Below are 23,907 nucleotides of genomic sequence, written 5' to 3'. Positions count from 1 at the left end.
TACTTCTTTCCCTAGTCCGAGGTGTTTCCCCGGTCACTGAGTTGCAATCGTTTCACAAGGGCGGTCCACTCGGTTGCCGGTTCGAGCGGGTCTCCCTGCAGCAGCGTCGCCACGGCACGGTCTTCTCGTTGTCCCTGATGCAAGCCAATACCACGCAAAATTCCGCCAAACCGAAAACCGCAATGCCACGCGACCCGGATGGACGCCAGATTTTCCGGGTGCGCTTCCAAGGTCACGCATTCAAAGCCCAACAGATTAAACGCGGTGGTGACTGCAAGTTGCAATGCTTCACGCATCAGCCCGCGTCCCCGCCATTCGGGCGCTATCCAATAACCGACATTTACAGTCTTTTCCATCCCGACTCGCAGCGAAATCGTCCCTGCCAGGTGGGCGGTTTGAGAATCAAAAGCACGGATAATCCAGCTGGCTCCCCCCTCGTCCCACAACCGGGGGCAAAGTTCGTTTAAAAAGTTGTCCGCGTGTTCCGGGCCGAAAGGCACTGGGATATTGGTAAATCTCTGGATTCCGGGGTCTTGGCAAGCTGCCGCGACTTCAGGTGCGTCCGCAGCCCGTGGCACGTCCAAGGTTAGGAGGGTGCCGTGCACCGGGAAGGGTCGATGCGCCCCGATTTCTCCTGCAGCGGCACTGGTGGAAACAAATTTAGCGATTCCCTGAACGAAAGGCGTTTCAGACATGAATCCCCCCGAACGAAAATACAACAAGGACCCGGATTACCGGGTCTTGTGCGAGGAAAGGGACTTGAACCCTCACGACCGCAATTGGTCACAAGCACCTCAAGCTTGCGCGTCTACCATTCCGCCACCCTCGCTGGCGCCAAAGGCAAATCAAATTTAGCGGGTTTAGCCGTCATTCTCAAGATGAGTTCCGCGACGGAAACACAGACCGCGAAATTTAGCGAAAAAACCGCGGATTGCCGATGCCGAAACGGAGCTCAGTCAGCTTCGGCGAATTGCCATATCTCGACCATGGAGGCGGTCGGAGTCAGGAAAAAGGCATTCTCATCCACATCGTCCTTGCCAGTCGCACTGGCTTTCACCAGAACGTAACCACTGGCCAGCTTGATACCAATCTGAGCCGGATCCGTGGCGGCTTCTGCGGAAAGAGTACCGTCCGGACGCATAAAACGAACCGTTTTTGCCGAGCCGCGCATCACCTCGGCGACCTCGGCGTTACCCGAGTAAACCCCAATCACAATCAGACCTGAACCCACCAGCGGATCACCGCGCACCAGGGATTTAGCCCGGACGGCAGAACGTTGGAAATAATTACGCCCTTCAACAATGTCATCAATCACGGTTTCATTCTTTCACGCCCACATAGTCAATGCCAGAATTTGGGGAATATTTACCAGGTGCTCGGGCCACCGGGCGACGCTGCCAGGAGCACTGCCGAAGTTTCATCCCAGCAGGCTGCGTAACTGATCGAGGGTGATTCCCGCAGACACTTCCCGATTCTCCTGACCGGAGAGTACCGCCCCAATGAGGTCGCGTTTCTTTTCTTGTAGCTCCAGGACGCGCTGTTCAATCGTGTCGGTAGCGACCAGCCGGTAAACATTGACGAATCGTTTTTGCCCCAGTCGGTGTGCTCTATCGACGGCCTGAGCCTCCGCCGCTGGATTCCACCACGGGTCGGTGAGAAACACGTAATCTGCCTGCGTGAGATTCAAACCAAATCCACCAGCCTTTAACGAAATCAGGAATACATCGACTTCTCCGTTTTGGAACCGTGCCACCTGCCGGTCGCGATCACGACTGGTGCCATCCAGATAGGCGTAGTCAATTCCCGCCTGATCCAGCCTTTCCCGCAGTATCGCCAAGAAAGACGTGAACTGAGAAAACACCAGCGCCTGATGACGCTGTCGGGGATTCAAGTTGCTATCATCGCGCAGCCCCTCCAGCGTTTGCAGCAGGTACGTGACTTTTGCCCCGTCCTCGTGTGCCTGCGGGTCGATGAGCTTGGCGCTCAGAGCAAGTTGGCGCAGTCGGGTCAAAGCCGTGAGGATGTTGATGCGAGGAGAATTGGCATCTGCGACTTGGGCTCGAGCTGCCGTCAAATATTTGGCGTACCAGGTGCGCTGCGCCGGTTCCAGGTCAATAGAGACTATCTGTTCAATCTTTTCCGGCAGCTCCTGAGCGACGCTGTCCTTGGTGCGACGCAGCAGGAACGGCGCCACCCGGTCAGAAAGTTCGGCAGCTGCCTCACCGCGATCACTGAGGGCTTCAGCGGCAAAACGGCGCGTGAATACCGATAGGCTGGGCAACACCGTGGGAACTGTCAGGGACATAATCGACCACAGGTCAGTGGCAGTATTTTCAATAGGTGTACCGGTCAAGGCAAAAGCCCACTTGGCGCGCAGACGCACCAAGGCTTTATGGGTGGCAGTGGAAGGGTTTTTCACAAATTGGGCTTCATCGAAAACTAAACCTGAAAAGCTCTGGGTCTGCCAAAAGTCTATGTCCATGCGCGCCAACGTGTAGGTAGTCAGCACCAAGTCCGCTTGCTTTACTTCGCGAGCGACCCGCTCCCAGTCCGCCGCGACCTTACCGACACTGGTCTTTTGCGCGTACAGATGCAAATCCGGGAACCACCGTGACGCCTGTTCCTCCCAAGTTCCCATCAAGCTGGCGGGAACTATCACAAACACCGCCCCGGCAGCGTTCGCGGGACTATCCATCAACTGCTGTTTTTGCCCAGCGATGACCGCCAGCATCTGCATGGTCTTGCCCAAACCCATATCATCAGCCAAGATGCCACCCAAACCAGCTGTAGCTCGAGCCATCATCCAATGGAAACCGTCCTCTTGATAGCCACGCCAAGTGCCTCGCGCCAATGCGGGTGTCGAAACTTCAGGCGGGTCCACCAATTTGTTGACGGCATGTTCCCAATCTCCGGAGAAGTGACGCGTCGTCGCCAGCGCGTCCAACGCCGAGACCAGTCCGAAATTGGAAATTCCGACCGAAAAGTCCGCCCCTCCGGAAAAATCGTTGAGCCCTAAATCGGTAAACTCCCGAATCAGCCGTTTCAGCTGCTGATTTTTCGCCGCATACAAATCCACCCAGTTACCCTCAGGGGTTTGCCACCAGCGTTCCACCCGCCCCAGGGCTGCCAGAAATTCTTTTGTGTCCAAGTCCTCTTGCCCCAGGCGCAACCCCAGGTCCAGCCCATAACGCAGCCCCCAGCCCCGCGGCTCGTCTTCAGGCAGTCCTTCAAAATCCGCAGCAAAGTCAGGGGCATCTTCGTCAGACTGGGATGTTGCTTGACCGGGAGAAATAATCTGGTCAATCCGCAGGTCAAGCGCAGGACCATCCGAAAAAATCTGAATGTGTTGCAGTTCGGGGGATATGTCCACTTCGGCACGTTGAGAAGCATTAATGGTTGCAATCAGCTCGCGAATCCGATCCAACTCAAAAATGGGAAATTTTTTCGTAAAGAACGTCTGAATCTCGGATGCATTCCATCCCCCCAGGGAGCCGACGCTATGCATCGCCTTTTGGATTTCCGAATCCGCAGTATTGGGATCCAGGGGCACTTCCACGGTGTCAGTGGCGGAACGACGACGTACGGTCCAGCGTATTTCGACCAGTTGGGGATTCATTTCGTGGAGGCGCAACAATCCACATAACTGAGGTGTACCAAAAGCATGTTCCTGGACCAGATTCATTGAGTCCGGGGACAGCATCCCCAGTTCTCCCAGGTGTTTGGCATAGTTCGCCCAAAAATCGTTGGCTTGCGCAGCCGGGATTTCCCATCGGGCCTGCGCCGCAGCCAGCGCGTGCAGTTCCTCGTTTACTCCCGCTTTAATTCCCGTACAGGCTACGAAACGCCCGCGCAACACTTGCAGTCTGGTGCCGAGAGACTGGCAGTCGGCGTCAGCGGTGTCTGCCGTTTCGTAGCGAGGTCCGGGCACAGAGTTTTCAGCACGAGCCACCACCGTCACCGAGCCGTCCTCGTGTGGGGTGATGACCAGGACGGCTTGAGACCCCCTAGTAGTGGGACATAACACAGTAGTACGAGTCGTGTCCGAATAGACGGTAACTCCGCTGGTGACGCACTTCTCCAGGAGGTCCAGACCGGTAGCGTCAAGGTGGCTTAACTTCACGAGTTGGGCGTGGGCACTGTGCTCAAAAAGGTGACGCATCGCGACGAGCTGGGTCGTATTCAGTCCCTTGGTGACAGATACCCACCGGGAGGTGAGGTCGCGCCAAGTAGCGCGTTTTTCTGTCCATTCCCCAGACAATGCCAGTCGCAGCGGAATCAGGGTTTCTCCGTCTATCTGGATAGCCAAAGGCTGGTTCGTAAAGTCCACTTCGCTAGCGTTGAGTAGACTTCCGAGCCCGGCACGCCAATCCATTTCATCAGCCATTCTGTCTATTTTACAGGTTTCAGCTCCGGATTTTTCATTGCATCATGAAACCTACTTAGAATAGGGGTGTTATGTTGCACGTGATTTTCTTTGAACCTCGCATTGCCGGGAACACCGGTGCGGCGATTCGCCTGGCTGCCTGTACCGGAGCTACCCTGCATGTGGTCGAACCGACCGTGTTCGACCTGGATAACGACACCAAGTTGAAGCGGGCAGGACTGGACTATCACGACCTGGCGCATCTGGAGCGTCACCCTGATTTGGACGACTGCTTGGCGCACGTGCCCGGCAAACTTTATGCCTTCACCGGTCATACTGACATCTTGCTGCCCCAGATTCAGTTCCAGGACGGGGATGGTCTCATGTTTGGTCCCGAAGATACCGGGCTGCCGGTTGAAGTCATGGATGACCCCCGTGTCACCAGCCGGGTTCGCATTCCTATGCTGGACGGACGTCGTTCCTTGAACCTCTCGATTTCGGCGGCGATTGGGCTGTATTATGCCTGGGGTCAACTCGATTACGCCGGCGGCATGTAGTTTCGTTTCCCGCGTTCACAAGTCTTGATTTCCCGTTTTTCCGCGCGCCTGCGCGGTTTTCTCCTTCCCTCATGTTAATCTCGGGGAGAGAGGGAGCACGTGTGATTAAATACTTGGGTTCAAAACGCACTTTGGTGCCGGCGTTGGCACAGATTGCGAACCTGTCGGGCGCGCGCACCGCCCTTGACGCGTTTACCGGGACGACCAGGGTTGCCCAAGCATTTAAAGCTCTCGGGATTACTACCGCCGCTAATGACGTGGCCAGCTATTCCCGGGTGCTGTCGGATTGCTATATCGCCACCGACAAACGTCAGATAAACGACCGCGAGCTGCGAACTATCTTGTGCGACTTAGAAGCCACCCCCGGCGAGCCGGGATACTTTACGGAAACGTTTTGCGAAAAATCCCGGTTCTTCCAACCGCAGAACGGAGCGCGTATCGATGCTATCCGCAATCGGATTGAGGCGGAGTTTGCCGCCGACCCCCGATACCCTATCCTGCTGACTTCTCTGATGGAGGCGGCAGACCGAGTGGACTCCACGACCGGGCTGCAGATGGCGTACCTGAAACAGTGGGCTCCGCGCTCGTACAATAACCTGGAACTGCGAGTGCCCGAGCTTCTGGACGGCACGGGTACCACCTACCAGCGTGACACGAACGCACTCATCGCTGACCCCGCGACTCCGCATTTTGACATGGTTTACCTCGATCCGCCCTATAACCAGCATCGTTACTTTACGAACTACCACATCTGGGAGACGCTGATTCGTTGGGATTGTCCCGAGGCTTACGGCGTGGCACAAAAGCGGATAGACGCGCGGGATTCCGCCACACATTCGGCGTATAACCGGAAACGCGAGATGCCCCAGGCTCTGCAAAGCCTGATTTCGCAGATAGACACGGACACGCTGGTGCTGTCCTATAACAATGAATCTTGGATTGATTTTGACACCCTGTTTGACGTGGTGGCTGCCCGTTTTGAGGACTGCGTGGCGCTGGCTTTTGACTATAAACGCTACGTGGGCGCCCAGATTGGCATTTACAATCCAGAAGGAACCAAGGTTGGTAAAGTCACCCACCTGCGAAATCTGGAATACCTGTTCGTCGGCTGCAGCGCGCAGGTTGGCGCGCGTATCCGGACCGCTTTCCACGTCCCCGACGCCCCGGCAGCTCCCTCAGAACCGCGCCTCCTCGCCCAAGTAGGCTAGCCGGTCTTTCGTAGATGAATCAAACTTGAGAGTGTCGAGGCGTAGCGAAAACAGGCAAACGAAACTCTATTGAAAGACTAAGAGTTAGTGAAGATTTTTGTACAGATACCATCTTCTAATTCGTTGATTGAGTAGATGTGTTCCATACTTTCAAAGGTTTCCCGGAGATTCCCCCGCGCTTTATCCCATCCCTTGCCATCAGTAAACCAGACGAATTCAAAACCTGGAATTTGTTGAGCTTCTTGAGCAAGTTGTTTGTAGGAGCGGGCGGTTTCGTTGAGTTTTGAGCCTCCTGAACCGTAGAAATTTGTCTCAATTCCAAAAATCGTAGTATCAGTGCAAACCACAAAGTCAAAACGCTTAGAGCTTTTGCCGCTGTTGGTGAGAGGATCCATGTTCAAACCCCACAACTGCAAATTCTTTGCGTAAATTTCCTTGAAATAAGTACCGGAATCGGGCTTATCCCAGCTGTCTTTCTCACGGGTCAGACCTGCTTTTTCCAAGTAACTTTCGACGAGTTCCTCCATGAGGTGCCCACCCCGGTTCTTCCGAGCATTGGAATCAAGACCCGCTTCAACCCCAGTCACGTAATCGTAAAGATTATCTATGATACGGTTGCTAATCAAGTTGAACAACCCAGTTTTTTCCATAAACAAAGCACAGTCCTGGTCACTGAGATGAACAGCCGAAAAGTCAAAAAGGCGGTAACCGTCATCTGGATCCAAGACGGAAATCGTGGCTTCACGTTTAGCGATTAAGATAGGGATGGCTCGACGAATCTCTGGGTAGCGTGAGATTAGATTCATGAACTCAAAATGAATATTCCTTGAACCGACCAGTGAATTAAGAATGTTTAACTCAACCTTGATACTGTCAGTTTGCCTAAATATCTTATTCCAGTCAACGTAATAGCCATAGGTAGCGATGGATTCTTTGAAATGACCAATCCAAGTTTCAAAATCACGCAATGGTCTGTTCTTTCTGTTGCAGAGCTGCTTTCTCTGGGGTTGAAGTCAAACCCAGCAGTCGTTTTTTAGCAATTTCAAGGTATTCAGTATTGTTGTCAATGCCGATACCACTGCGCCCCAGTCGGTTAGCGACCACCACCGTGGTCCCTGATCCCACAAACGGATCTAGCACTAAATCCCCTTCATTGGTTGAAGCTAGTATGATTCTTTCCAACAAGTACTCGGGTTTCTGGGTGGGGTGTTTGCCGAAAGCTTTTTCATTTTTCGGGGTCAGTGTCCCTTGCCAAACGTCCTTCATCTGTTTTCCATCATTGAGTTCTTTCATCAACCCGTAGTTAAACTTGTGCTTGGCTTTATTTTCGTCTTTACGTGCCCAAATGACAGTCTCCGTGGAATGCGTAAAACACCGGCAGCCCAAATTCGGAGGGGGATTTAGTTTCTGCCAGGTGATGTTGTTCAATATCTTGAATCGTTCTTGTTCCAAAGCAAAACCAATGGAATAAATGTTGTGGAACGTGCCGGAAATCCAGATACTGCCGTCTAGTTTCAAGACACGTTTGCATTCACGAATCCAATGCCGGTTGAACTCGTGTTTTTCTGACAGTGGCAGCCCCTTGTCCCAATCACCCTTGTTGACCGAGACCTGTTTACCGCCAGAGCAAGAAATTCCATCGTTGGAGAGAAAATACGGTGGGTCAGCAAAAATCATGTCGACGCTCTGTTCCTCGATATTCTTAAGAGCATCAAATACATCTGCAAGAATCAGCTTCGCCGTGGGGGTTTGAAAAAATATGCGTGATGCCTCAGCTTTCGTCATCCGGGGCTCCCAGATAATTAGTGACGATGACTTCGGTTCCTCTCCGCTTTGAAGCATCGGAATTAATTGCACGCCGTACCGATACGACATCAATTCTGTAGTCTTGATAAAGTTCCCGGATCAGGCGCGTGTCATGGTTGGTGAGCATCACGAAACAACCCCGTTTATCCAAGTCCTTAAATAAAACTGCCAGACGTTCGTGGTCTTCTTTATGGAACCCCTCTTTGGTGTAGTCCTGAAAACTATCTGCTTTTAAAGGCGCATAGGGACTATCGAGAAAAACGAAATCACCCCTGCCCGCGCCCCGACAAGCCTGCTCGAAGTCAACATTTAGCAAAGTCGCGCCCTGGAGCATTCTGGAAACTGCATAAATGTTGTCCTCGTTGAGAGACGGACCGGTAGAACCGTTATAAGGAACGTTGAACTCCCCTTTTGCATTGACCCGGTACAACCCGTTGAAGCAATGCTTATTTAAGAACAACATTAACGCGTCCGATTCCAGCCCATAATCTTGTTTGCGGATTAAATCGTTGTACCGGCTGCGCAGCGTGTAAAAATACTCGCTGGCGGGCTCTTTTTCCTGAGGCAATGCGCCATCAATCGTATTAACCGCGTCAATAATCCCCTCTGGGTCTGTCTGAATCCGCCGGTAGAGACTCATGAGCGCTGAATTTATATCGTTTACGGTCATCCTTGGCGGTTGCAGCTTGAACAGAACCGCACCACCACCCAGAAATGGCTCGAAATAATGATTGTACTGGGCTGGCGCGCGCCCCATGATGCGATCCAGCAATTGCCGCTTGCCTCCAGCCCACTTCACCACGGGTTCCGGATTCTTCACGCCCAATCGCCTCCGCCCACTCTCATCCGTACCAGTGTAGCGGTTACCTCGCAACGTAACAGATCACTAGGGCGCTGGCTCACTCTTCGGGGAGCAAAACGATTCCGTCCATGTCGGCGTGCAAGGTGTCTCCGGGACGCCACGTGATGCCCCCGAAGTTTAGCTCGACGTCGGTTTCACCCACGCTGTCTTTGATGGATTTGCGTGGGGTTGTGCCCAGCGCTTTTATGCCCAGAGCCAGACCGCGAATCGTTGCCGAGTCACGAATCGCCCCGTTGATGACGACTCCCGTCCAACCGTTCTTTACCGCAGCACCCGCAATCAGGTCCCCGCATAAGGCCGCGTGTAGGTCACCTTCGCCGTCAACAACCAAGACCCGACCCCGCCCCGGCGTGTTGAGCGTGGCTTTCACCAGACCACTGTCCAGGTGACAATGAATGGTTGTAATCTTTCCGGCAAAAGCCTTGTGCCCGCCAAAGTTGGTCATCTGCATATCACAAACCCGCAGCTTGTCACCATATTCATCATACAAATCTGTGGTTGCGAGAGGGGCTATCATGTCTTGCTTCATTGTCGTTTCCTTTCCGAAACACCACCGCATAGCCGGAACAATCAGACGAAAACGGGCCTGGGGCGCTGTGTTGGTTTCCCCAGTTTAACGAATTTTCAAAACTACCGGGAAGGGAAACTGACCCCCAGGAACTTGGCGACTTCACGAGTATCCGGGTGGGCTTTTAACTCGTCCAACGTGCCGGTCTGACGAATCACGCCAGCCAGCATTATTCCCACCCGGTCCGCCACCAACGACGCTTCTGCCTGATCATGAGTTACGTAAACAGCGGTGATTTGGCTGCGTTTCACGATGTCGCGAATTTCGGCAGCTAGCTCATATTTCAACTGTTCGTCAAGGGCCGAAAGTGGCTCATCCAGCAGCAGCAGTTTTGGTCTGGCAGCCAAGGCGCGAGCGAGGGCGACCCGACCAGCCTGCCCTCCTGACAGAGTATCAACCCGGCGCTTTTCCATGCCTTTCAACCGCACCAACTGCAGCATTTCGGCGACCGTGTGGGCTATTTCTGTTTTGCGGGGGCGCGGTCGGCGCAGTTCTAGGGCGTAGCCGACGTTGCGTTCCACGTTGCGGTTGGCAAACAGTTGGCAATCTTGGAACAGCATCGCGAACCCGCGCCGATGCGTCGGAACGGGTTGTTGGTTGACACCGTCCCAGGTCAGAGTGCCGGAGTCGGCAGACAGTAATCCTGCCACAATCTGTAGCAGGGTCGATTTCCCACAGCCGGAAGGTCCCAGCAGCACCATAATCTCGCCCCGCTTCACGTCCAGATTCACGGATTGCAAGATAGGCACTGGCTTCTCGCCGCGGCGATTTGGCGGGTAGGAAAATGTGATTTGCCGCAGGCACAAGCCCGGGTGGGCAGTTTCGTTCACGTGTTTATTCTCCCTTCGAGGACAGTTTAAGTCGCCACCGCAAACCTCGCGTAGCCGTGGCAAAACCGTTTTCTGCCACGAACATCACCAACGCACAAGTCAGCGCCAGCACCACGCTCGCGGCGGCGCTCGCCCCTTGTGCCTGCGCGGACGGACGGGAACTCAAAGCAAAAATTGCTACCGGGAGCGTAGGCTCTAGCGGTCTGGCCAGGAAACTGGTCGCCCCGAACTCGCCCAGGGAAATCGCGAAAGCAAAGCCAGCCCCGACCCCGCTGACCCGCGCCAAAACGGGCAACTCGACGGTGACAAAAGACTGCAGCCGATTTGCCCCCAGAGTCGCTGCCGCTTCTCGCAGATGTGGATTGATGGCCCGCAAGGTCGGCAAGACCGAGCGTAACACCAGTGGCACCGCCACCACCGCTTGTGCAGCTGCCAAAAACAACGCGTTAGCGGGCAGGGAAAGTGGCGGAGCCTGCAAAGTTATCAGCATTCCGAACCCCACCGTGACCGCACTGACGCCTTGGGGAGAGGAAAACAGCATATCGAACAGTTCTTGAGCCCCGCGCCACCGCGAATTCAGCGGCACTCGGCGCGACACGACCAGAGCCACCGATAACCCCATGACCAGGGAAATCACGCATGAGAGTAACGCCACCTGCAGGGAATACCCCCACGCTCCCCAAGCCGTGCCCGGCAGCTGCGCCACGATTCCCGGCTGTCCCAATGCCTGATAGTTTGCCAGTGTCCAGCGACCTGCCAGACGCAGCGAAGCCACCACCATGAAAACCAGTGGCACTGCCACTAACAGAATCCCCAGACCCGTCAAGACCAGCGCGAAAGTGTCCTCACGGCGCACCCGCCGGGGCGGCACGGTGCGCAGCGCCCCCGCGCGCTCGAAGCGAGCCCGCGCGACCCCGTTAATCCCCAAAGCTGCCAGCACGATGAGAATTTGCAGGATGGACAAAACCGCGGCTCCTGAAAGATTGAGATAGCTGGCAGTTTCCAGGTAAATCTCGACTTCCAACGTCGTGATTTTTACTCCACCGAGCACCCGAATCAGACCGTAAGACGTAATGCAATACAGGAACACCAACGAAGCTGCGGCAAAAATCGCCGGTCCCAGCCGGGGCAAGGTCACGGTCAGGAACGCCCGAGCCGGACTGGCACCCAATGCCCGCGCGGCTTGTGCGGGACGCGGATCCAAACGCATCCAGGCGTTGCCGACTATCCTCGCGACCAGGGAAAAGTTAAAAAACACCATCGCCAAGATAATCGCGGCGCGACTCTCGGAAAGTCCCAGGAAACCCAAGGGGGCACCCGGACCCAACAAATTCTGGAATGCTACGCCAACCACTACCGATGGCAGCACGAAGGGCACCCCGGTCAGGGTGCGCCACACTCGGCGTCCCGGAATCCTCAGCCCGTAAAGCGCCCACGCCCCGGCGACCCCCAGAAACACTGAGAATACTGTCCCCAGCAAACCCATTTCCAGGGTCCAAAACAGCGTCGTCCAGGTCCGGGTTCGACCGAGCATCTCGCGCAGCGACCCGCCAACGCAGGCAGTCCCACCCGAACCCAGACCGGTCGCCGTGCCGCTCAGCCCCAGACCGATAATCCGCAGGGTCGGCCACAGAAAAAACAGCCCCAGGAAAGCCAGCGGCAGGAACACCATCACCGCTAGAGCCACCCTGGGGGCTGTCTTTTCCATTTATCGCCTTTCGAACGCTCGGGGCGCCTAGCCCATAATCGAGGCCCAGGAACGTACCCAGGCTTCGCGGTTCTTAACCACGTCGGCTTCTTTCAGCACGGCAGCCTGACCAGAGGGGGCGCCGAACTTCGCCAGCGGTTCGGGCAACTGTACCGAATCCAGCACCGGGTACATGTAGTTGTTCTCGGTCAGGTCCTTTTGCGCTGTTTCTTCGGTCAAGAACTGAACCAGCGCCGCCGCGCCCGCCGGGTTCTTGGCACCTTTCAGTACCCCGGCGTATTCAACCTGCTGATAGCAAGTCGCCGGCACGTTCCCGATAGTAGAAACGCTCCCGTCATCACTGACTGCCCAAGCCGGAGATGACGCATAGGACACCATAATCGGATACGCCGCGCTACCGTTGTCATTAGAACCTGCCGTAAAGTCAACGTTGAACGCATCATCCCAGGAGCCTACGGACTTCACCCCGTTTGCTTTCAGTGACTTCCAGTAATCCATCCACCCGTTTTCACCCTTAGCTTTGATGGTGGACAGCAGGAAAGCCAGACCCGGCGTGGACGTACGAGGATCCTCTACCACGGTCAGATTTTTGTATTCCGGCTTTGTCAGGTCATCGAAAGTCGCCGGAGGCTGCTGACCTTTCTTTTGGAAGTAAGAGACATCGTAATTCACACAAACCTCGCCACGATCCACCGGGACCAATTGTTTTGAATCCCCGCGCAACTTTTGCACGCTAGGAGCGAGTTTCCCGGTGAAATCAGCCAAGGCTCCGGCATCAACGGCAGCCTGAGCAGTGTTGTTATCAAAACCGAACACGGCGTCACCCAACGGCGCGTCCTTGGTCAAAATCAGCTTGTTAGTCAGCTCTACCCCGTCGCCATTTTTCACGACCTTTAGCTTGTAACCGGTTTTGTCGGTAAAGGCGGCGGCAGTTTCATCGCTCAACGGGAATGAATCATAGGTCACAAGGGTCACCGTGCCGCTGGACTTGTTACTGTCAGTTCCCGGTGTGCCGGTGGCGCTGCTGGTCGGACGGGAATCGGTACAGCCCGCCAGCAAAGCCGCGCACATCCCTGCTGCAGCCAACACTGCCAAAGTCCGGGACGAGGCTTGTCCCCGAGTAATAGAAAACATATCTGCCCTTTCTAGAATCAGTAAGAGCAGGGGAAAAGTTCACGTCCTGAGCGACGTGAACCGAGATTTTACTCGACTTCCTCGGCAACATTACTTGCCTGGTGCGAGGGTCTGCCCGCCACATGCTACGCATTAAGACTCGGCACTCTCAGCGAATTTCGCTCCCCTGTCGTGCCTCTAAGTATATGCCATCACCAGACAAAATCTGTGGGCGCGCCGATTTGGCGGACCCCTGGGGGAAAGGTAAAAATAGAATGGTAAATATGTATAAATTTTACCTTGCAGGAGGTTCCGGCATGTTTAATGATTCACAATCAGTAATTAACTTTGTCAAAGAAAAAAACATTCGTTTCATCGATGTGCGCTTTTCCGACCTTTATGGAACTATGCAGCACCTCACCATCCCCACCAATATGCTTGAGGAAACCCTCACCGAGGGGATGATGTTTGACGGGTCGTCCATTAATGGTTTCACCGCGATTCATGAATCCGATATGAAGCTAATTCCCGACCCCACCGCGGCCTTCGTCGATCCTTTCCGTAAGGAGCCGACTCTGGTGCTGTATTCCTCCATCGTGGATCCCTTCACGAACGAACCATTTTCTCGCGATCCGCGTGGCGTGACGCAAAAGGCAGAGGCCTACCTGAAGTCCACCGGTATCGCCGACACAGCGTTCCTGGCTCCCGAACCGGAGTTTTACATTTTTGATTCCATCCAGTTCCGCACGGATCCCCACGATACTTTCGTAAAAATTGGTTCTCGGGAATCGCCGGAGACCTCCGGCGATTGGGAGGACGGGCACAACTTGGGCAACAAGATGCCTTTCCAAGCCGGCTACGTCCCCGTCCCCCCGATGGACGCCACCGCTGATGACCGTGACGCCATTGTGCGCGCCTTGCAAGAGACGGGGTTCGAAATCGAACGTGCTCACCACGAAGTCGGGGCGTCGGGTCAGCAGGAAATCAACTACACCTATTCCACTCTGCTGCACGCCGCAGACAACCTCACGGTGTTCAAATACATCGTGAAAAACAAGGCTATCGAACTGGGCAAGACCGTCACTTTCATGCCGAAGCCGCTGTGGGGTCAGGCCGGTTCGGGTATGCACTGCCACGTGTCTCTGTGGAAAGACGGCAATCCCCTGTTCTACGGCGAAAACGGCTATGGCGGTCTGTCTGACATGGCACGTTGGTTTATCGGCGGGTTGCTGCGTCACGCCGCCGCTATTCTGCCGTTTACGAACCCGTCCATCAACTCGTTCCGCCGCTTGGTTCCGGGCTTTGAAGCCCCCGTGAACCTGGTGTATTCCGCGCGTAACCGGTCGGCTTGCATTCGTATTCCGGTCACCGGCACTTCCCCGAAAGCAAAGCGTGTCGAGTACCGTGTGCCGGACACGTCTGCGAACCCTTACCTGGCTTTCCCCGCCATTCTGATGGCTGGTCTGGATGGAATCCGCAATCGTATCGAACCTGCCGACCCTATCGACAAGGACCTTTACGAGCTTCCTCCCGAGGAATACCGCGATATCGAGAAACTGCCACCGTCGTTGGATTTGGCTCTGAATGCCCTGGAGGATGACTACGAATTCTTGACCGAAGGTGACGTTTTCACCACGGACCTGTTAGAGACATGGATACGCTTGAAGCGCGAAAATGAGGTGCAAAAGCTGTTCGTGCATCCTCACCCGCTTGAGTTTGAGCTGTACTACAACTGCTGATAGCCGCGATTTCGCCTGGATTCACGAGGGTCCTGCGGCATTTCCGCGTTGCCGTCACCTCTTTCGGGGTGGCGGTGGCGCATTTTTATCGCGAGGGTTTTCACGCATCAACCGTGGTCCTATTAACAGCATAATCCCGATGATTGTCGCAAAGCTCAGGGCAACAATTTCCTCTGCAACCACGCCGTCGACGAACACCCGCATCACAACCAGGGTTATCACCAACACGCCGCACAGGCTGATGAGATTGCCGGCCGTGAGGTTGGCAATGCCGAGGTTCAGGTTTAGGGTCTGCTGCAGTTTCGCCCCAAATCCGCTGGCTGCCGCGACTTGGCTCATATAGACCGGATCTTCCGACACCCCGGCGACGCTGGCACCTAGCTGACCGGCTTTCGGTGCTGGGTCCTGGGGCGTCAAGGGAGCTGGTAACGCGGGAGCCGGATTGGCGTCGGGTAGTATAGCGGCGTTGCGTGCCTGGCTTTGGGGATGGGCAGCTGCAGTTTTTCCTTCTCCTTCGGATGCCGCTGCCTGGGTCACGGCTTGCTGTGCGCTGGCTTGGGCAGCATTGGCTTGACGTACCGCTGCTTCGGGTAAGGCTGCCGGGACTGCTGTTCCGCCAGGAGCGCTCGCGAGTGTACCCGCGGGGCGCGTGGGAGCAGGAGCAGCCTGGGTCTGTGCTCCTTCCGCTCGCAAAGTCGCTGCACCGGCGGCTGTCTGCGGGACTGCTGCTGAGCCTGGAGTTGCTGTAGCAGCACTGTTTGCCTGTGTGGGCGGGGCGGATTGAGCTGAAGCGGATGCCGCCGTAGTGCCCGGATTAGCGGTTCCTGCGGCAGAAGCCGCGTTAGCCGCGGTGGTGGTACCTCCACTTTGCACTGCGGCATAAAGGTTTGCCCCTTGCCCGGGAGGAATTATTTGGGCGCGTCCCAAAGACGTTTGCACCGTTCCGGGAGACACCGTGGATTGGGAAAATGATTGCAGCATTCGCGCCAAAGAATTTGGATTTGTAGCGGGCCTTTGACCCGCTGCCTGCCCAGCGGCATTCTGCCAGGCACTGCGTGAGTTTTGCAGTGCAGAGTCAAGGTTGGCGCCGGAAGTTCCCGTGTTGGGCAGCAGTTGAGTCGCCGGTGAGGCGTTGGATTGTGCCGGCGTCGTATTGGGTTTCCCGCTGGACGCGGCGGAATTATTTTGTGCCGAAGCAAGACCTGCCGTTACATTGGCGATGACGGCAGAGTTTTGCGGAGCGGGCAAGCCGGTCGCGCTCAGATTTTGTTGAGCGGCTGCCCCCATATTAGCAGCTGCATTGTTGACCGCCGCTTGCGCATTTTGTGCGGCAGTGCTGGCATTTTGTGGGGCAGCGTTAGCAGCATTTGCAGCATTAGCAACACCCGCATTGCCTAGCGGAAAGGAGGGACCGACCGCAGGTATGCTCATGAACCTTCCCTCTCTCTCAAATAAATTTATCTGAAACGTTTCACCTACCGAACTGACATCCCTCATATCGGCTCAGTTGCTTTCATTATGAGACTCCCCCGAGACAAAATCCATCATTTTGGCAGGTTAAGCCAAATGCTATGTAAAGTGTTTCGACGTATTTTGCGGTATGTTAAACCTATTGATTCAGGAGGCTCTGTTGACCACAAATTATTACGCCACCCCCGCCCAAATCAGTTTGGAACCCAATGATTCCATACCTGCGCTGTTTTTCACCCGTGCCCGGCGCACTCCCCAAGCCGTCGTGATGATGCGTCCGCAGCCTTTTGGTGACGGTTGGGAAGAAATCACCGCCTCGACGATGGCGAACCAAATTATCGATGTAGCGCGCGGGCTTATCGGAATGGGCTTAGAGTCCGGAGACTGCATCGGCATTATGGCAGGGACCTCCTACGAGTGGGTGCTGTTAGATTATGCTGCCCAATCAGCTGGCTTAACCGTCGTGCCCATCTATGAGACTGATTCCGCATCCCAAGTGGACTGGATCTTGGAGGATACCGGGGCGCGGTTGGTGATTACTGAAACTGCGACCCAAGCCCGTTTGGTTGAGTCTACGGGACGAGTTGTGGATTGCGGGGTGGCAGCTATCCAAGACGGTGCGCTGGACCAAATTCGTCTCAAGGGCACCAACGTCCGGAAACAGGAAGTTAAGGAACGTTTATCCGCAGTCAACCTTGATTCTCTACTCTCTATCGTCTATACCTCTGGAACTACCGGCAGACCGAAAGGTGTAGAACTGACCCAGCGTAACTTCGTTTATATGGCGCTAATGATTGGGGACAGTCTGCCTGAAGTCGTCGACAACAAAAAGACCCGTCTGCTGCTGTTTTTGCCACTGGCTCACGTGTTCGCCCGCTTCAGCTCCTACACGGTGCTTTCGGGTCGCGGCGTGCTGGGTTGCGTTCCAAATGTGAAAAACATGTTGAACGACCTGCAATCATTCCGCCCCACCAGCATGATCGTGGTGCCACGAGTTCTGGAAAAAATTTACACTGCAGCTCAAGTCAAGGCTGGTCGTGGCTTAAAGCACAGCATTTTTAACTGGGCTGCCGCGCAAGCCATTCACTATTCAGAGGCTCTCAACGATCCGAATCGAAAGTTTGTGGGGTTCCGTTTGCATCGGTCGCGTGCCATTGCTGATAAGTTGCTGTTTTCTAAACTATTGGATCTCATGGGTGGAGAATGCCGGTGGGTCATCAGTGGCGGGGCTCCTCTCGGGGCGCGTCTGGGACATTTTTTCCGTGGCGTAGGTTTAACCGTGATTGAAGGCTGGGGCTTGACGGAAACTGCTGGTCCGGCGACCGGGAACCTTCCCGGTAACATCCGAATCGGCACCGTAGGGCGTCCCTTGCCCGGCGTGGAACTAAAAATTGACGCCAGCGGTGAAATCTTTGTTCGTTCCAGAATCGTGATGCGTGGGTACCGTAATAACCCCGAGGCTACTGGCGAAGTTTTGGACTCTGACGGCTGGTTCGCCAGTGGAGACTTGGGCGAAATAGATGACGACGGATATCTCAGCATTACCGGACGCAAGAAAGAACTTATTGTGACTGCTTCTGGCAAGAACGTATCCCCTGCACCATTGGAGGACTCGTTCCGGGGTCATCCTCTGGTTTCCAATGTGGTCGTCATCGGAGACAAGAGACCTTTCGTGTCGGCTTTGGTGACTCTGGATCGTGAGATGTTGCCGACATGGCTCGCCAACCACAAACTTCCGCCCATGGATCCGGCTACTGCCGCTATTCATCCCGCCGTTCAAGAATCTCTGATGCGGGGTGCCCAGCGGGCATCTGCCAGTGTCTCCAGGGCGGAATCCATTCGCAAGGTGCGTGTTATTATCGGCGACTTTACCGTGGATAACGGTCTCTTGACTCCTTCTTTGAAGGTTCGTCGTGAACAGGTCATTAAGAAATACGCCAAGGAAATCGAAGCCATTTACGCGAAATAGTCCTGTGTTCTAAACAGTCTTACACGCGAAATAGTCCTGTGCACATTATCACGGAAGCTAGATAGCTCCGTGCTGCCTGAAATTAGTCAGGTTGAAACCCACACGCGATTTCATTGAGAGAGCTCTAGACAGTTAAATCAGTTTGGACCCGCGCGTGGCGGGTCCAAACTGTGGAGGTGTTTCAGTAATTCTGATTGAACGAGTTACTTTTCAATCGCGTTAGCGCGACGACGTGTGGTAGCAACTGCGCCAGCCAGCAATCCAGCACCTGCAATCAAGGCTGCTACGGAGAGCAGCGCGGCGTACTGGGCGATGGAACCGGTGCGTGCCAGAGAGCGGCTCAAGGTGCCGGCTTCGGCAACGGTCTGAGCCCGGTTCATCTGCGCCTGCTGAGCAGGAGCTGCTTGCACGGCTGAGGTCTGTACTGCGGTGGCAGGAACCACGTTCGCATTGACAGCCGGAGCTTCAGAAACAGCTGCGTTCAACAGCGGAGTGGACTGTCCGGGAACCAGAGCCGGACCGGCAGGTTCCGGAAGTTCAAACCAAGCAACCTGGCGCTGGCTATTGGGATCAGATTGCGGATTGTTGTCGGTCTTTGCCATGGTCAGCAAGGGAGCAGGAGCCTGAGGATCAGGTTCGGCTACCGGAGCAGCATCCGCGTCCATAGCGCTGTAGTGAGGTACCACGTAAGTAACGGGCACTACCTGCGCCGGGGCGGGCTCAGCAGCCTCTACCTCTTTGGCAGGAGCAGCTTCCTCAGCAGCAGCGTCATCTTTTGCCGGAGTGGTCTGTTCCTGAGCCGGTTCAGACGTACCCGCAGCAGCAGTTTCATCAGCCGAGGTGCTTTCCTGCGGAGCAGGTTCCGCAGCCTCAGCAGGCTTCTCGGAAGTTGCTTCCTCGGTAGCAGACGGTTCTGCCTGAGCATCCTGCGCCTTGGCATTCTCCTCAGTTACAGCCTCACTACCAGCGACCGTAATGTCATTATCTGCGGCAGTTGCACCTGCCACCTCGATGGCCGGATCCGCTTCCAATGCGGTCTGGGTGCCATCATCTGCGAAAGACGGGGCGAAACCCATCATCGCGGCTATAAGTAAGCCGCCTCCTGCGGCATAAAGCTTATGTGTGTTCTTCATAATCGGAGACCTCCATGCTCCAGCGATACCCTGTATATCGCTCCTCGGTTGTTTCCATCCGGTTTTCCGTCTTTCCGCAACCTGTACCCATAAGTATAGCCCCTTTTGGCGCCATGATGCGGATTGATTCCTGCTGTAGGTACCCCAAAATGGGGTCAAATTTTGCATCTCAGCAAGTTTTAAGCTGGGTGACAGGAAAAATCGCTGAATTATCAACATTTAAAACCTTTACGAGCGGTAAAAGATAGTACATAAATGTGAGCAGTATCACATTCGCAAAGTTCGACTAGGGGTGTCTTTTGACCTGACATTAAAATCTTTTTTGTTTGTTCATTTGCACTTTTGAACCGCCAAGTTTTTAGCCATAATCCCAGATAAAACGGCATTTCTAATTTCGGGACGGTTCTGACCAATCCGACACGCCGGGAACATTCAAAAATTTCCCCGATGTCGCCACTGATTTCCCCAGAGATTTCCTAAAAATACTCAGGCACTCAGGAACACTCGGTGAATTTGGGTGATTTTTCAGCCGACCTTCAGATAAGGGGTGAGTTTAAGGATAAACATCGCTCTGTATTGCTCACTGCGTCACGCTTCTCGGACTTATCTGGTGAACAAATTTCAAAAATTAATCAGCTGTTTGGAGTATCCATTGATAGCTAACGTTGGGAGACAAATTTTACTCTCACGAAACTGGAAGCCGGGACATCCGCCCTTACCGGCTTGCAAAGACAATAATGCAACGGTTTTGGATGCACTCGAGATGCCGCTGCGGGAAATCTTGACAGCGTCGACGCGCGCTAGCTTGATTCCCTTCAAGATCACGAGGAACTGGTGATGAGCAAAAGCCAAATGTGGAACTAATGAGCCCACTGCATCGATATAGCCAGAGAAGCAGCCGGGATACTCGCTATCAGTATGAAGCAAAGCCACTCTCACAAAGCCCGTGTCACAGAGGGCGTCATAACCCGAAGCGTCTAGCAATTCATGCTTCGCGCTTCGGGTTATGACGCACCAAGGACTTGCTCTTTTAGGCATCAAGGAAAAACTTAACACCTTTAAATTTTCATGACTATTCCACATTCGCGAAATCCGAATTAACGGAAACACCAAGCAAATGCGATAGACGATAAGCTATTTCGCAATCGCTTCAGATTTCTGATAAGTAAACTGAGAAATATAGCCATCCATAGTATGCGCTGCAGAAACCAAACCTTTGGTGGCCTCCTGCAGCTGCATCACGCCCTGACCAGCATTTTCCGCAATCGACTGATACTCAGAGACCGTCTGGGTGATTTCTCCGGATCCGGTGGCGGCTTCTTGTACAGAGCGTGACATTTCCGTTGTCGTAGATGTCTGCTGCTCTACCGCCGCTGCAATTGTCGTCTGGAAATCATTAATCTGCTGGATAATCTCCGAGATTCGCTCAATAGCAGCCACTGCCCCATCCGTATCAGCCTGAATCGCGGTAATCTTTGCCGTGATTTCTTCAGTAGCCTTACCAGTCTCTTGCGCCAGATCCTTGACTTCCCCAGCCACCACTGCGAAGCCCTTACCAGCCTCTCCGGCTCGCGCCGCCTCAATCGTCGCATTTAGAGCTAACAAATTAGTCTGCTCGGCAATCCCAGTAATGGTTTTAATTACGTCACCGATTTCACGTGAAGATGCGCCCAGTTTCGCCACGGTCTCGTTAGTCCGCTTCGCCACCTCAGTCGCATCATTAGCTACCCGCGAAGCCTCATTCGCATTAGACGCGATTTCTCGAATAGATGCACCCATTTCTTCGGCACCAGCCGCGACAGTTTGAATAGACTGGGTCACATCACCTGCCGCTCCAGCTACCACCTCTGTCTGCGCGATAACTTCTTGAGTCTTTTCATGTGCCCAATCGATTTCCGTACCCACTTCGGTAGCCACCGATTTAACTTCCCCCGCTACCTCTGCAGCGGAACCCACAATACCCCGCAGAGCCGACTGTGTATCATTGAGTTTCTGCGCCACGTCACCGACTTCATCGTTCAGAAGAATCTGCGCCTCAACTGTCAAATCACCCGCTGCCATCGCTCCAATTGCATCACCAGCAGAACGCACCGTGCGACGCAAAGTACGGCGTACCAGCATCGCGGAGAGCAGGGAAATCCCCAAAACCACCACGAAAATCACTAGCATCACGGCAATCATCGTGAAACTGGTTTTCACGACCTGTTTAACTACATTATTCATCTTGTCAACGCACACATTCACGATTTCGGGAATCATCGTGTTGAGTTTGTCGACGTATTGCGAAACGTCGATTGCATCACCCTCGGCATATTTGCGTTCTCCGTATAGCTTGGTGATTTTTTGTGAAGCTTCGTGGAATTCCTTGGTTACTTCTGCGGTTTCTTTGACCATATTCGCTATCTGCGGGTCATTGATACTGGAGAGTTTCTCGATACTCTTGTCCGTCAGCTCAATATAGTGATTGACTTCCTTGGTGTGCTCCTGTATTAGCGTGGCTCGCAGTTCGTCTGTAATCGTTGTTTTCAGCAGCGAAAGGCGTTTGACTTCGTTTTGTGCCACTATCAGCCGCAGCATGTCGTGGTTAAAGCTACGCGCAGTCTGGACTTCATTCTGCACTTGGGAGTACACCCTGACGGAACCAGCATACATATTAATCCCGATCACAAAGACCAGCATCATAATTAGCAATCCCACTATGCCAGAGAAGCCAATCGTACCAATCTGCACCAGCAGCGGAATTCGCCGCATTTTTTGACCATTGCTGTTACTCTGGTTTTTATTTTCGGCTAATTTCGGGGTTCTCGCTGTATCGTTGGTCAGGCTAAGCTTTGCGTCGTTCATGCTTTGCGTTTCAATAGTCATGTTTTCTTTTCCCTCTCCTAGTGCTTCAACTCGTTCAAGCGGGAAACCAAATCCTGCGATTGACCACTCAAGCGACCCATCTTTTCATCCACCCCAGTGAACCGATCCGCCAGTTCACTAGTCTGCTTTGCAATATGCGCCACATTCTCCGCAATCGTCGTGGAACTATCCGCTGCCTCCGAAACCGAACGCGACATCTCATTAGTGGTAGCAGTCTGTTCCTCTACCGCCGCCGCAATCGTCGTCTGGTAATCATTAATCGAAGCAATAATCCCCGAAATTTCCTCGATAGCCGACACCGCTGCCTGCGTATCAAGCTGAATCTGTTCAACCTTTAACGCCACGTCCTCAGTCGCGCGTCCAGTCTCCGCAGCCAAATCCTTCACCTCAGAAGCAACCACCGCAAAACCGCGACCAGCATCACCAGCTCGCGCCGCTTCAATGGTCGCATTCAAAGCCAACAAATTAGTCTGCTCTGCCACCGCGGTAATCGTCCCAATAACCTCACCAATCTCACGCGAAGACTCCCCCAACTTCGCCACCGTCTCATTGGTCTGTACCGCCACTTCAGAAGCCTCTTTCGCCACCTCGGCAGCAGAATTCGCATTAGCCGAAATCTCCCGAATAGAAGCACTCATCTGTTCCGCTCCAGCAGCCACCGTCTGAATCGAATGAGAAACCTGTTCCGCCGCCGCAGCACCGCTGTTGATATAGTCAGCACCCCGACGAGCTGCCTCAACGGCTCCGCGAGAGCCCTCCGAAATATCCCGAGTGACCCCCATAACTTCCTGTGCGGAAACTACTGTCGAGCGAATGCCTTCACGCATCCTCCCCATAGCCGAATTAAATTCTTCGCTCATATCTCCGACTTCGTCAGAACTAACTCTGGGCACCTCCACCGTAAAATCGCCATCAGCCAGCATATCCATTCCCTCGGAGAGCACCTGAGAAGCCCGAGTCAAGGAATTTACTATGCGTTTGGTTGAAAATATGGCAATAACCAGACCGACTACCAGCAGCACACCAGCAAATGCGATAGCTGTCTTTTCGATTTTGTCACGTAGGCTGGCTGCATTTTGGCTGCGCTCCCCATAAGTATTCAGGAGTTTTGCCGCCGTATCTGAAAATTCGTAGGCGTGATCAGTTTGCCAGATACCAAATTCATCGGCGGCGGCAGCAGTCGCAACCCGGTCCGTGGACACATTCGTGATGAACGCTTGCCACCGTTTAGCGTATTCAGCCGCTGCAGTTTCCATGTCAGAGACCATTTGCTTTTGTTCCCCGGTCAATGGAGAAGCCTCTAGCTGTTTCAAATCTGAGTCAACGCGTTCCAGGGCAGTAGCGACTGCGGTGGCGTTAGGATTGTCCGCGCCCACCGCCGTCAATTCCCAAGTCTGGACTTGAGTTGCCAGCTTGGACTCCTCAGCTCGCATCCCAATCCAAGTCAAGCGTGAGTCTTCTATGGCAGAAATGTTCTTGAAATTATCGTTTTCAGTCCTAAATGCACCGCCGTATGCTTGCACCGAAATAATCATGTAAATCAACATAATTAGCAGCAATACAGCAACGATTACGGACGCTAGAGCTGTCTTTACAGCAATAGTAAAACGGAACTTTTTATTCAATTCGCCACTCCTTGAGCTAGGGAAAAACTCGATTAGTCGACCCAGCAGAACTCGGCACAACTCAGATTTTCGCAGTAAAGATTAACACCAT

General features: G+C 54.1%; 19 protein-coding genes and 1 tRNA gene. 4 read left to right on the top strand and 16 right to left on the bottom strand.

Translation table 11 applies throughout. The features are described 5' to 3' along the window. Positions 1-11: 11 nt before the first annotated feature. From HMPREF0573_RS08050 to HMPREF0573_RS08035, 4 genes are all read right to left on the bottom strand, one after another. Positions 12-695: a GNAT family N-acetyltransferase gene (locus HMPREF0573_RS08050; RefSeq protein WP_004006857.1), complete on the bottom strand. Its 684-nt coding sequence runs from the start codon at positions 693-695 to the stop codon at positions 12-14. Positions 696-744: 49 nt separating this feature from the next. After that, a tRNA-Leu gene (locus HMPREF0573_RS08045) sits at positions 745-829 on the bottom strand. A 123-nt stretch (positions 830-952) separates the two neighbouring features. Then, positions 953-1,315, bottom strand: coding sequence for a hypothetical protein (locus tag HMPREF0573_RS08040; RefSeq protein ID WP_004006858.1), 363 nt, complete (start codon positions 1,313-1,315; stop codon positions 953-955). Between the two features lie 102 nt (positions 1,316-1,417). Continuing rightward, positions 1,418-4,384: a DEAD/DEAH box helicase gene (locus tag HMPREF0573_RS08035; RefSeq protein WP_013189527.1), complete on the bottom strand. Its 2,967-nt coding sequence runs from the start codon at positions 4,382-4,384 to the stop codon at positions 1,418-1,420. Positions 4,385-4,455: 71 nt separating this feature from the next. Between HMPREF0573_RS08035 and HMPREF0573_RS08030 the strand changes: the two genes are divergently transcribed. Together HMPREF0573_RS08030 and HMPREF0573_RS08025 are read left to right on the top strand one after the other, a co-directional pair. Further along, entirely contained in the window at positions 4,456-4,920 is a 465-nt protein-coding gene (locus tag HMPREF0573_RS08030) for a tRNA (cytidine(34)-2'-O)-methyltransferase (protein ID WP_004006860.1), read from the top strand. Positions 4,921-5,021: 101 nt separating this feature from the next. After that, complete coding sequence (locus HMPREF0573_RS08025) at positions 5,022-6,128, top strand: DNA adenine methylase (protein WP_041798052.1); 1,107 nt, start codon at positions 5,022-5,024, stop codon at positions 6,126-6,128. A gap of 77 nt (positions 6,129-6,205) precedes the next feature. Here the strand turns inward: HMPREF0573_RS08025 and HMPREF0573_RS08020 are convergent, their stop codons facing one another. The 7 genes from HMPREF0573_RS08020 to HMPREF0573_RS07990 all read right to left on the bottom strand — a co-directional run bounded on the left by HMPREF0573_RS08020 (position 6,206) and on the right by HMPREF0573_RS07990 (position 13,036). Next, a complete protein-coding gene (locus HMPREF0573_RS08020) occupies positions 6,206-7,096 on the bottom strand; it encodes a type II restriction endonuclease (RefSeq protein WP_013189525.1) in 891 nt (296 codons plus the stop codon). Continuing rightward, positions 7,089-7,913 (bottom strand): DNA-methyltransferase, encoded by an 825-nt coding sequence (locus HMPREF0573_RS08015; protein WP_013189524.1) that lies wholly within the window; start codon positions 7,911-7,913, stop codon positions 7,089-7,091. Before HMPREF0573_RS08015 ends, HMPREF0573_RS08020 begins: the two co-directional genes overlap by 8 nt. Continuing rightward, positions 7,900-8,754 carry a DNA adenine methylase gene (locus tag HMPREF0573_RS08010; RefSeq protein ID WP_041798050.1) on the bottom strand — a complete coding sequence of 285 codons (855 nt, stop codon included), beginning with the start codon at positions 8,752-8,754 and terminating at the stop codon, positions 7,900-7,902. The genes HMPREF0573_RS08015 and HMPREF0573_RS08010 overlap by 14 nt, the downstream gene beginning before the upstream one ends. Before the next feature lie 79 nt (positions 8,755-8,833). Continuing rightward, positions 8,834-9,325 carry a ribonuclease E activity regulator RraA gene (gene rraA / locus HMPREF0573_RS08005; protein ID WP_236589607.1) on the bottom strand — a complete coding sequence of 164 codons (492 nt, stop codon included), beginning with the start codon at positions 9,323-9,325 and terminating at the stop codon, positions 8,834-8,836. 101 nt (positions 9,326-9,426) lie between these two features. Beyond that, positions 9,427-10,113, bottom strand: a complete 687-nt coding sequence (locus tag HMPREF0573_RS08000) for an ABC transporter ATP-binding protein (protein WP_013189521.1) — start codon at positions 10,111-10,113, stop codon at positions 9,427-9,429. 85 nt (positions 10,114-10,198) lie between these two features. Then, positions 10,199-11,902 carry an ABC transporter permease gene (locus HMPREF0573_RS07995; protein ID WP_013189520.1) on the bottom strand — a complete coding sequence of 568 codons (1,704 nt, stop codon included), beginning with the start codon at positions 11,900-11,902 and terminating at the stop codon, positions 10,199-10,201. Between the two features lie 27 nt (positions 11,903-11,929). Beyond that, the gene (locus HMPREF0573_RS07990) at positions 11,930-13,036 is read right to left on the bottom strand and encodes a thiamine ABC transporter substrate-binding protein (protein ID WP_041798049.1); all 1,107 of its coding nucleotides are present in this window, start codon (positions 13,034-13,036) and stop codon (positions 11,930-11,932) included. Positions 13,037-13,332: 296 nt separating this feature from the next. On the opposite strand from HMPREF0573_RS07990, the gene glnA reads away from it, so the two are divergent. Continuing rightward, positions 13,333-14,754: a type I glutamate--ammonia ligase gene (gene glnA / locus HMPREF0573_RS07985; RefSeq protein ID WP_004006868.1), complete on the top strand. Its 1,422-nt coding sequence runs from the start codon at positions 13,333-13,335 to the stop codon at positions 14,752-14,754. Between the two features lie 54 nt (positions 14,755-14,808). Here the strand turns inward: glnA and HMPREF0573_RS07980 are convergent, their stop codons facing one another. Then, positions 14,809-16,185: a hypothetical protein gene (locus tag HMPREF0573_RS07980; RefSeq protein ID WP_236589609.1), complete on the bottom strand. Its 1,377-nt coding sequence runs from the start codon at positions 16,183-16,185 to the stop codon at positions 14,809-14,811. Between the two features lie 169 nt (positions 16,186-16,354). On the opposite strand from HMPREF0573_RS07980, the gene HMPREF0573_RS07975 reads away from it, so the two are divergent. Next, complete coding sequence (locus tag HMPREF0573_RS07975) at positions 16,355-18,193, top strand: AMP-dependent synthetase/ligase (protein ID WP_004010703.1); 1,839 nt, start codon at positions 16,355-16,357, stop codon at positions 18,191-18,193. A gap of 203 nt (positions 18,194-18,396) precedes the next feature. Here the strand turns inward: HMPREF0573_RS07975 and HMPREF0573_RS07970 are convergent, their stop codons facing one another. The 4 genes from HMPREF0573_RS07970 to HMPREF0573_RS07955 form a co-directional block, all read right to left on the bottom strand. Beyond that, positions 18,397-19,326, bottom strand: coding sequence for a hypothetical protein (locus HMPREF0573_RS07970; RefSeq protein ID WP_004010704.1), 930 nt, complete (start codon positions 19,324-19,326; stop codon positions 18,397-18,399). A 621-nt stretch (positions 19,327-19,947) separates the two neighbouring features. Then, on the bottom strand, positions 19,948-20,382 hold the full coding sequence (locus HMPREF0573_RS07965; protein ID WP_236589612.1) for a hypothetical protein: 435 nt from the start codon (positions 20,380-20,382) through the stop codon (positions 19,948-19,950). 78 nt (positions 20,383-20,460) lie between these two features. Next, positions 20,461-22,191: a methyl-accepting chemotaxis protein gene (locus HMPREF0573_RS07960; RefSeq protein ID WP_013189516.1), complete on the bottom strand. Its 1,731-nt coding sequence runs from the start codon at positions 22,189-22,191 to the stop codon at positions 20,461-20,463. Positions 22,192-22,208: 17 nt separating this feature from the next. Further along, the gene (locus HMPREF0573_RS07955) at positions 22,209-23,816 is read right to left on the bottom strand and encodes a methyl-accepting chemotaxis protein (RefSeq protein WP_013189515.1); all 1,608 of its coding nucleotides are present in this window, start codon (positions 23,814-23,816) and stop codon (positions 22,209-22,211) included. Positions 23,817-23,907: the final 91 nt, after the last annotated feature.

It is taken from the genome of Mobiluncus curtisii ATCC 43063 (assembly GCF_000196535.1).
Taxonomy (GTDB): Bacteria; Actinomycetota; Actinomycetes; order Actinomycetales; family Actinomycetaceae; genus Mobiluncus; species Mobiluncus curtisii.
Note: the sequence above shows the minus strand (reverse complement) of the source record. Positions and strands in the feature narration are given on the sequence as shown.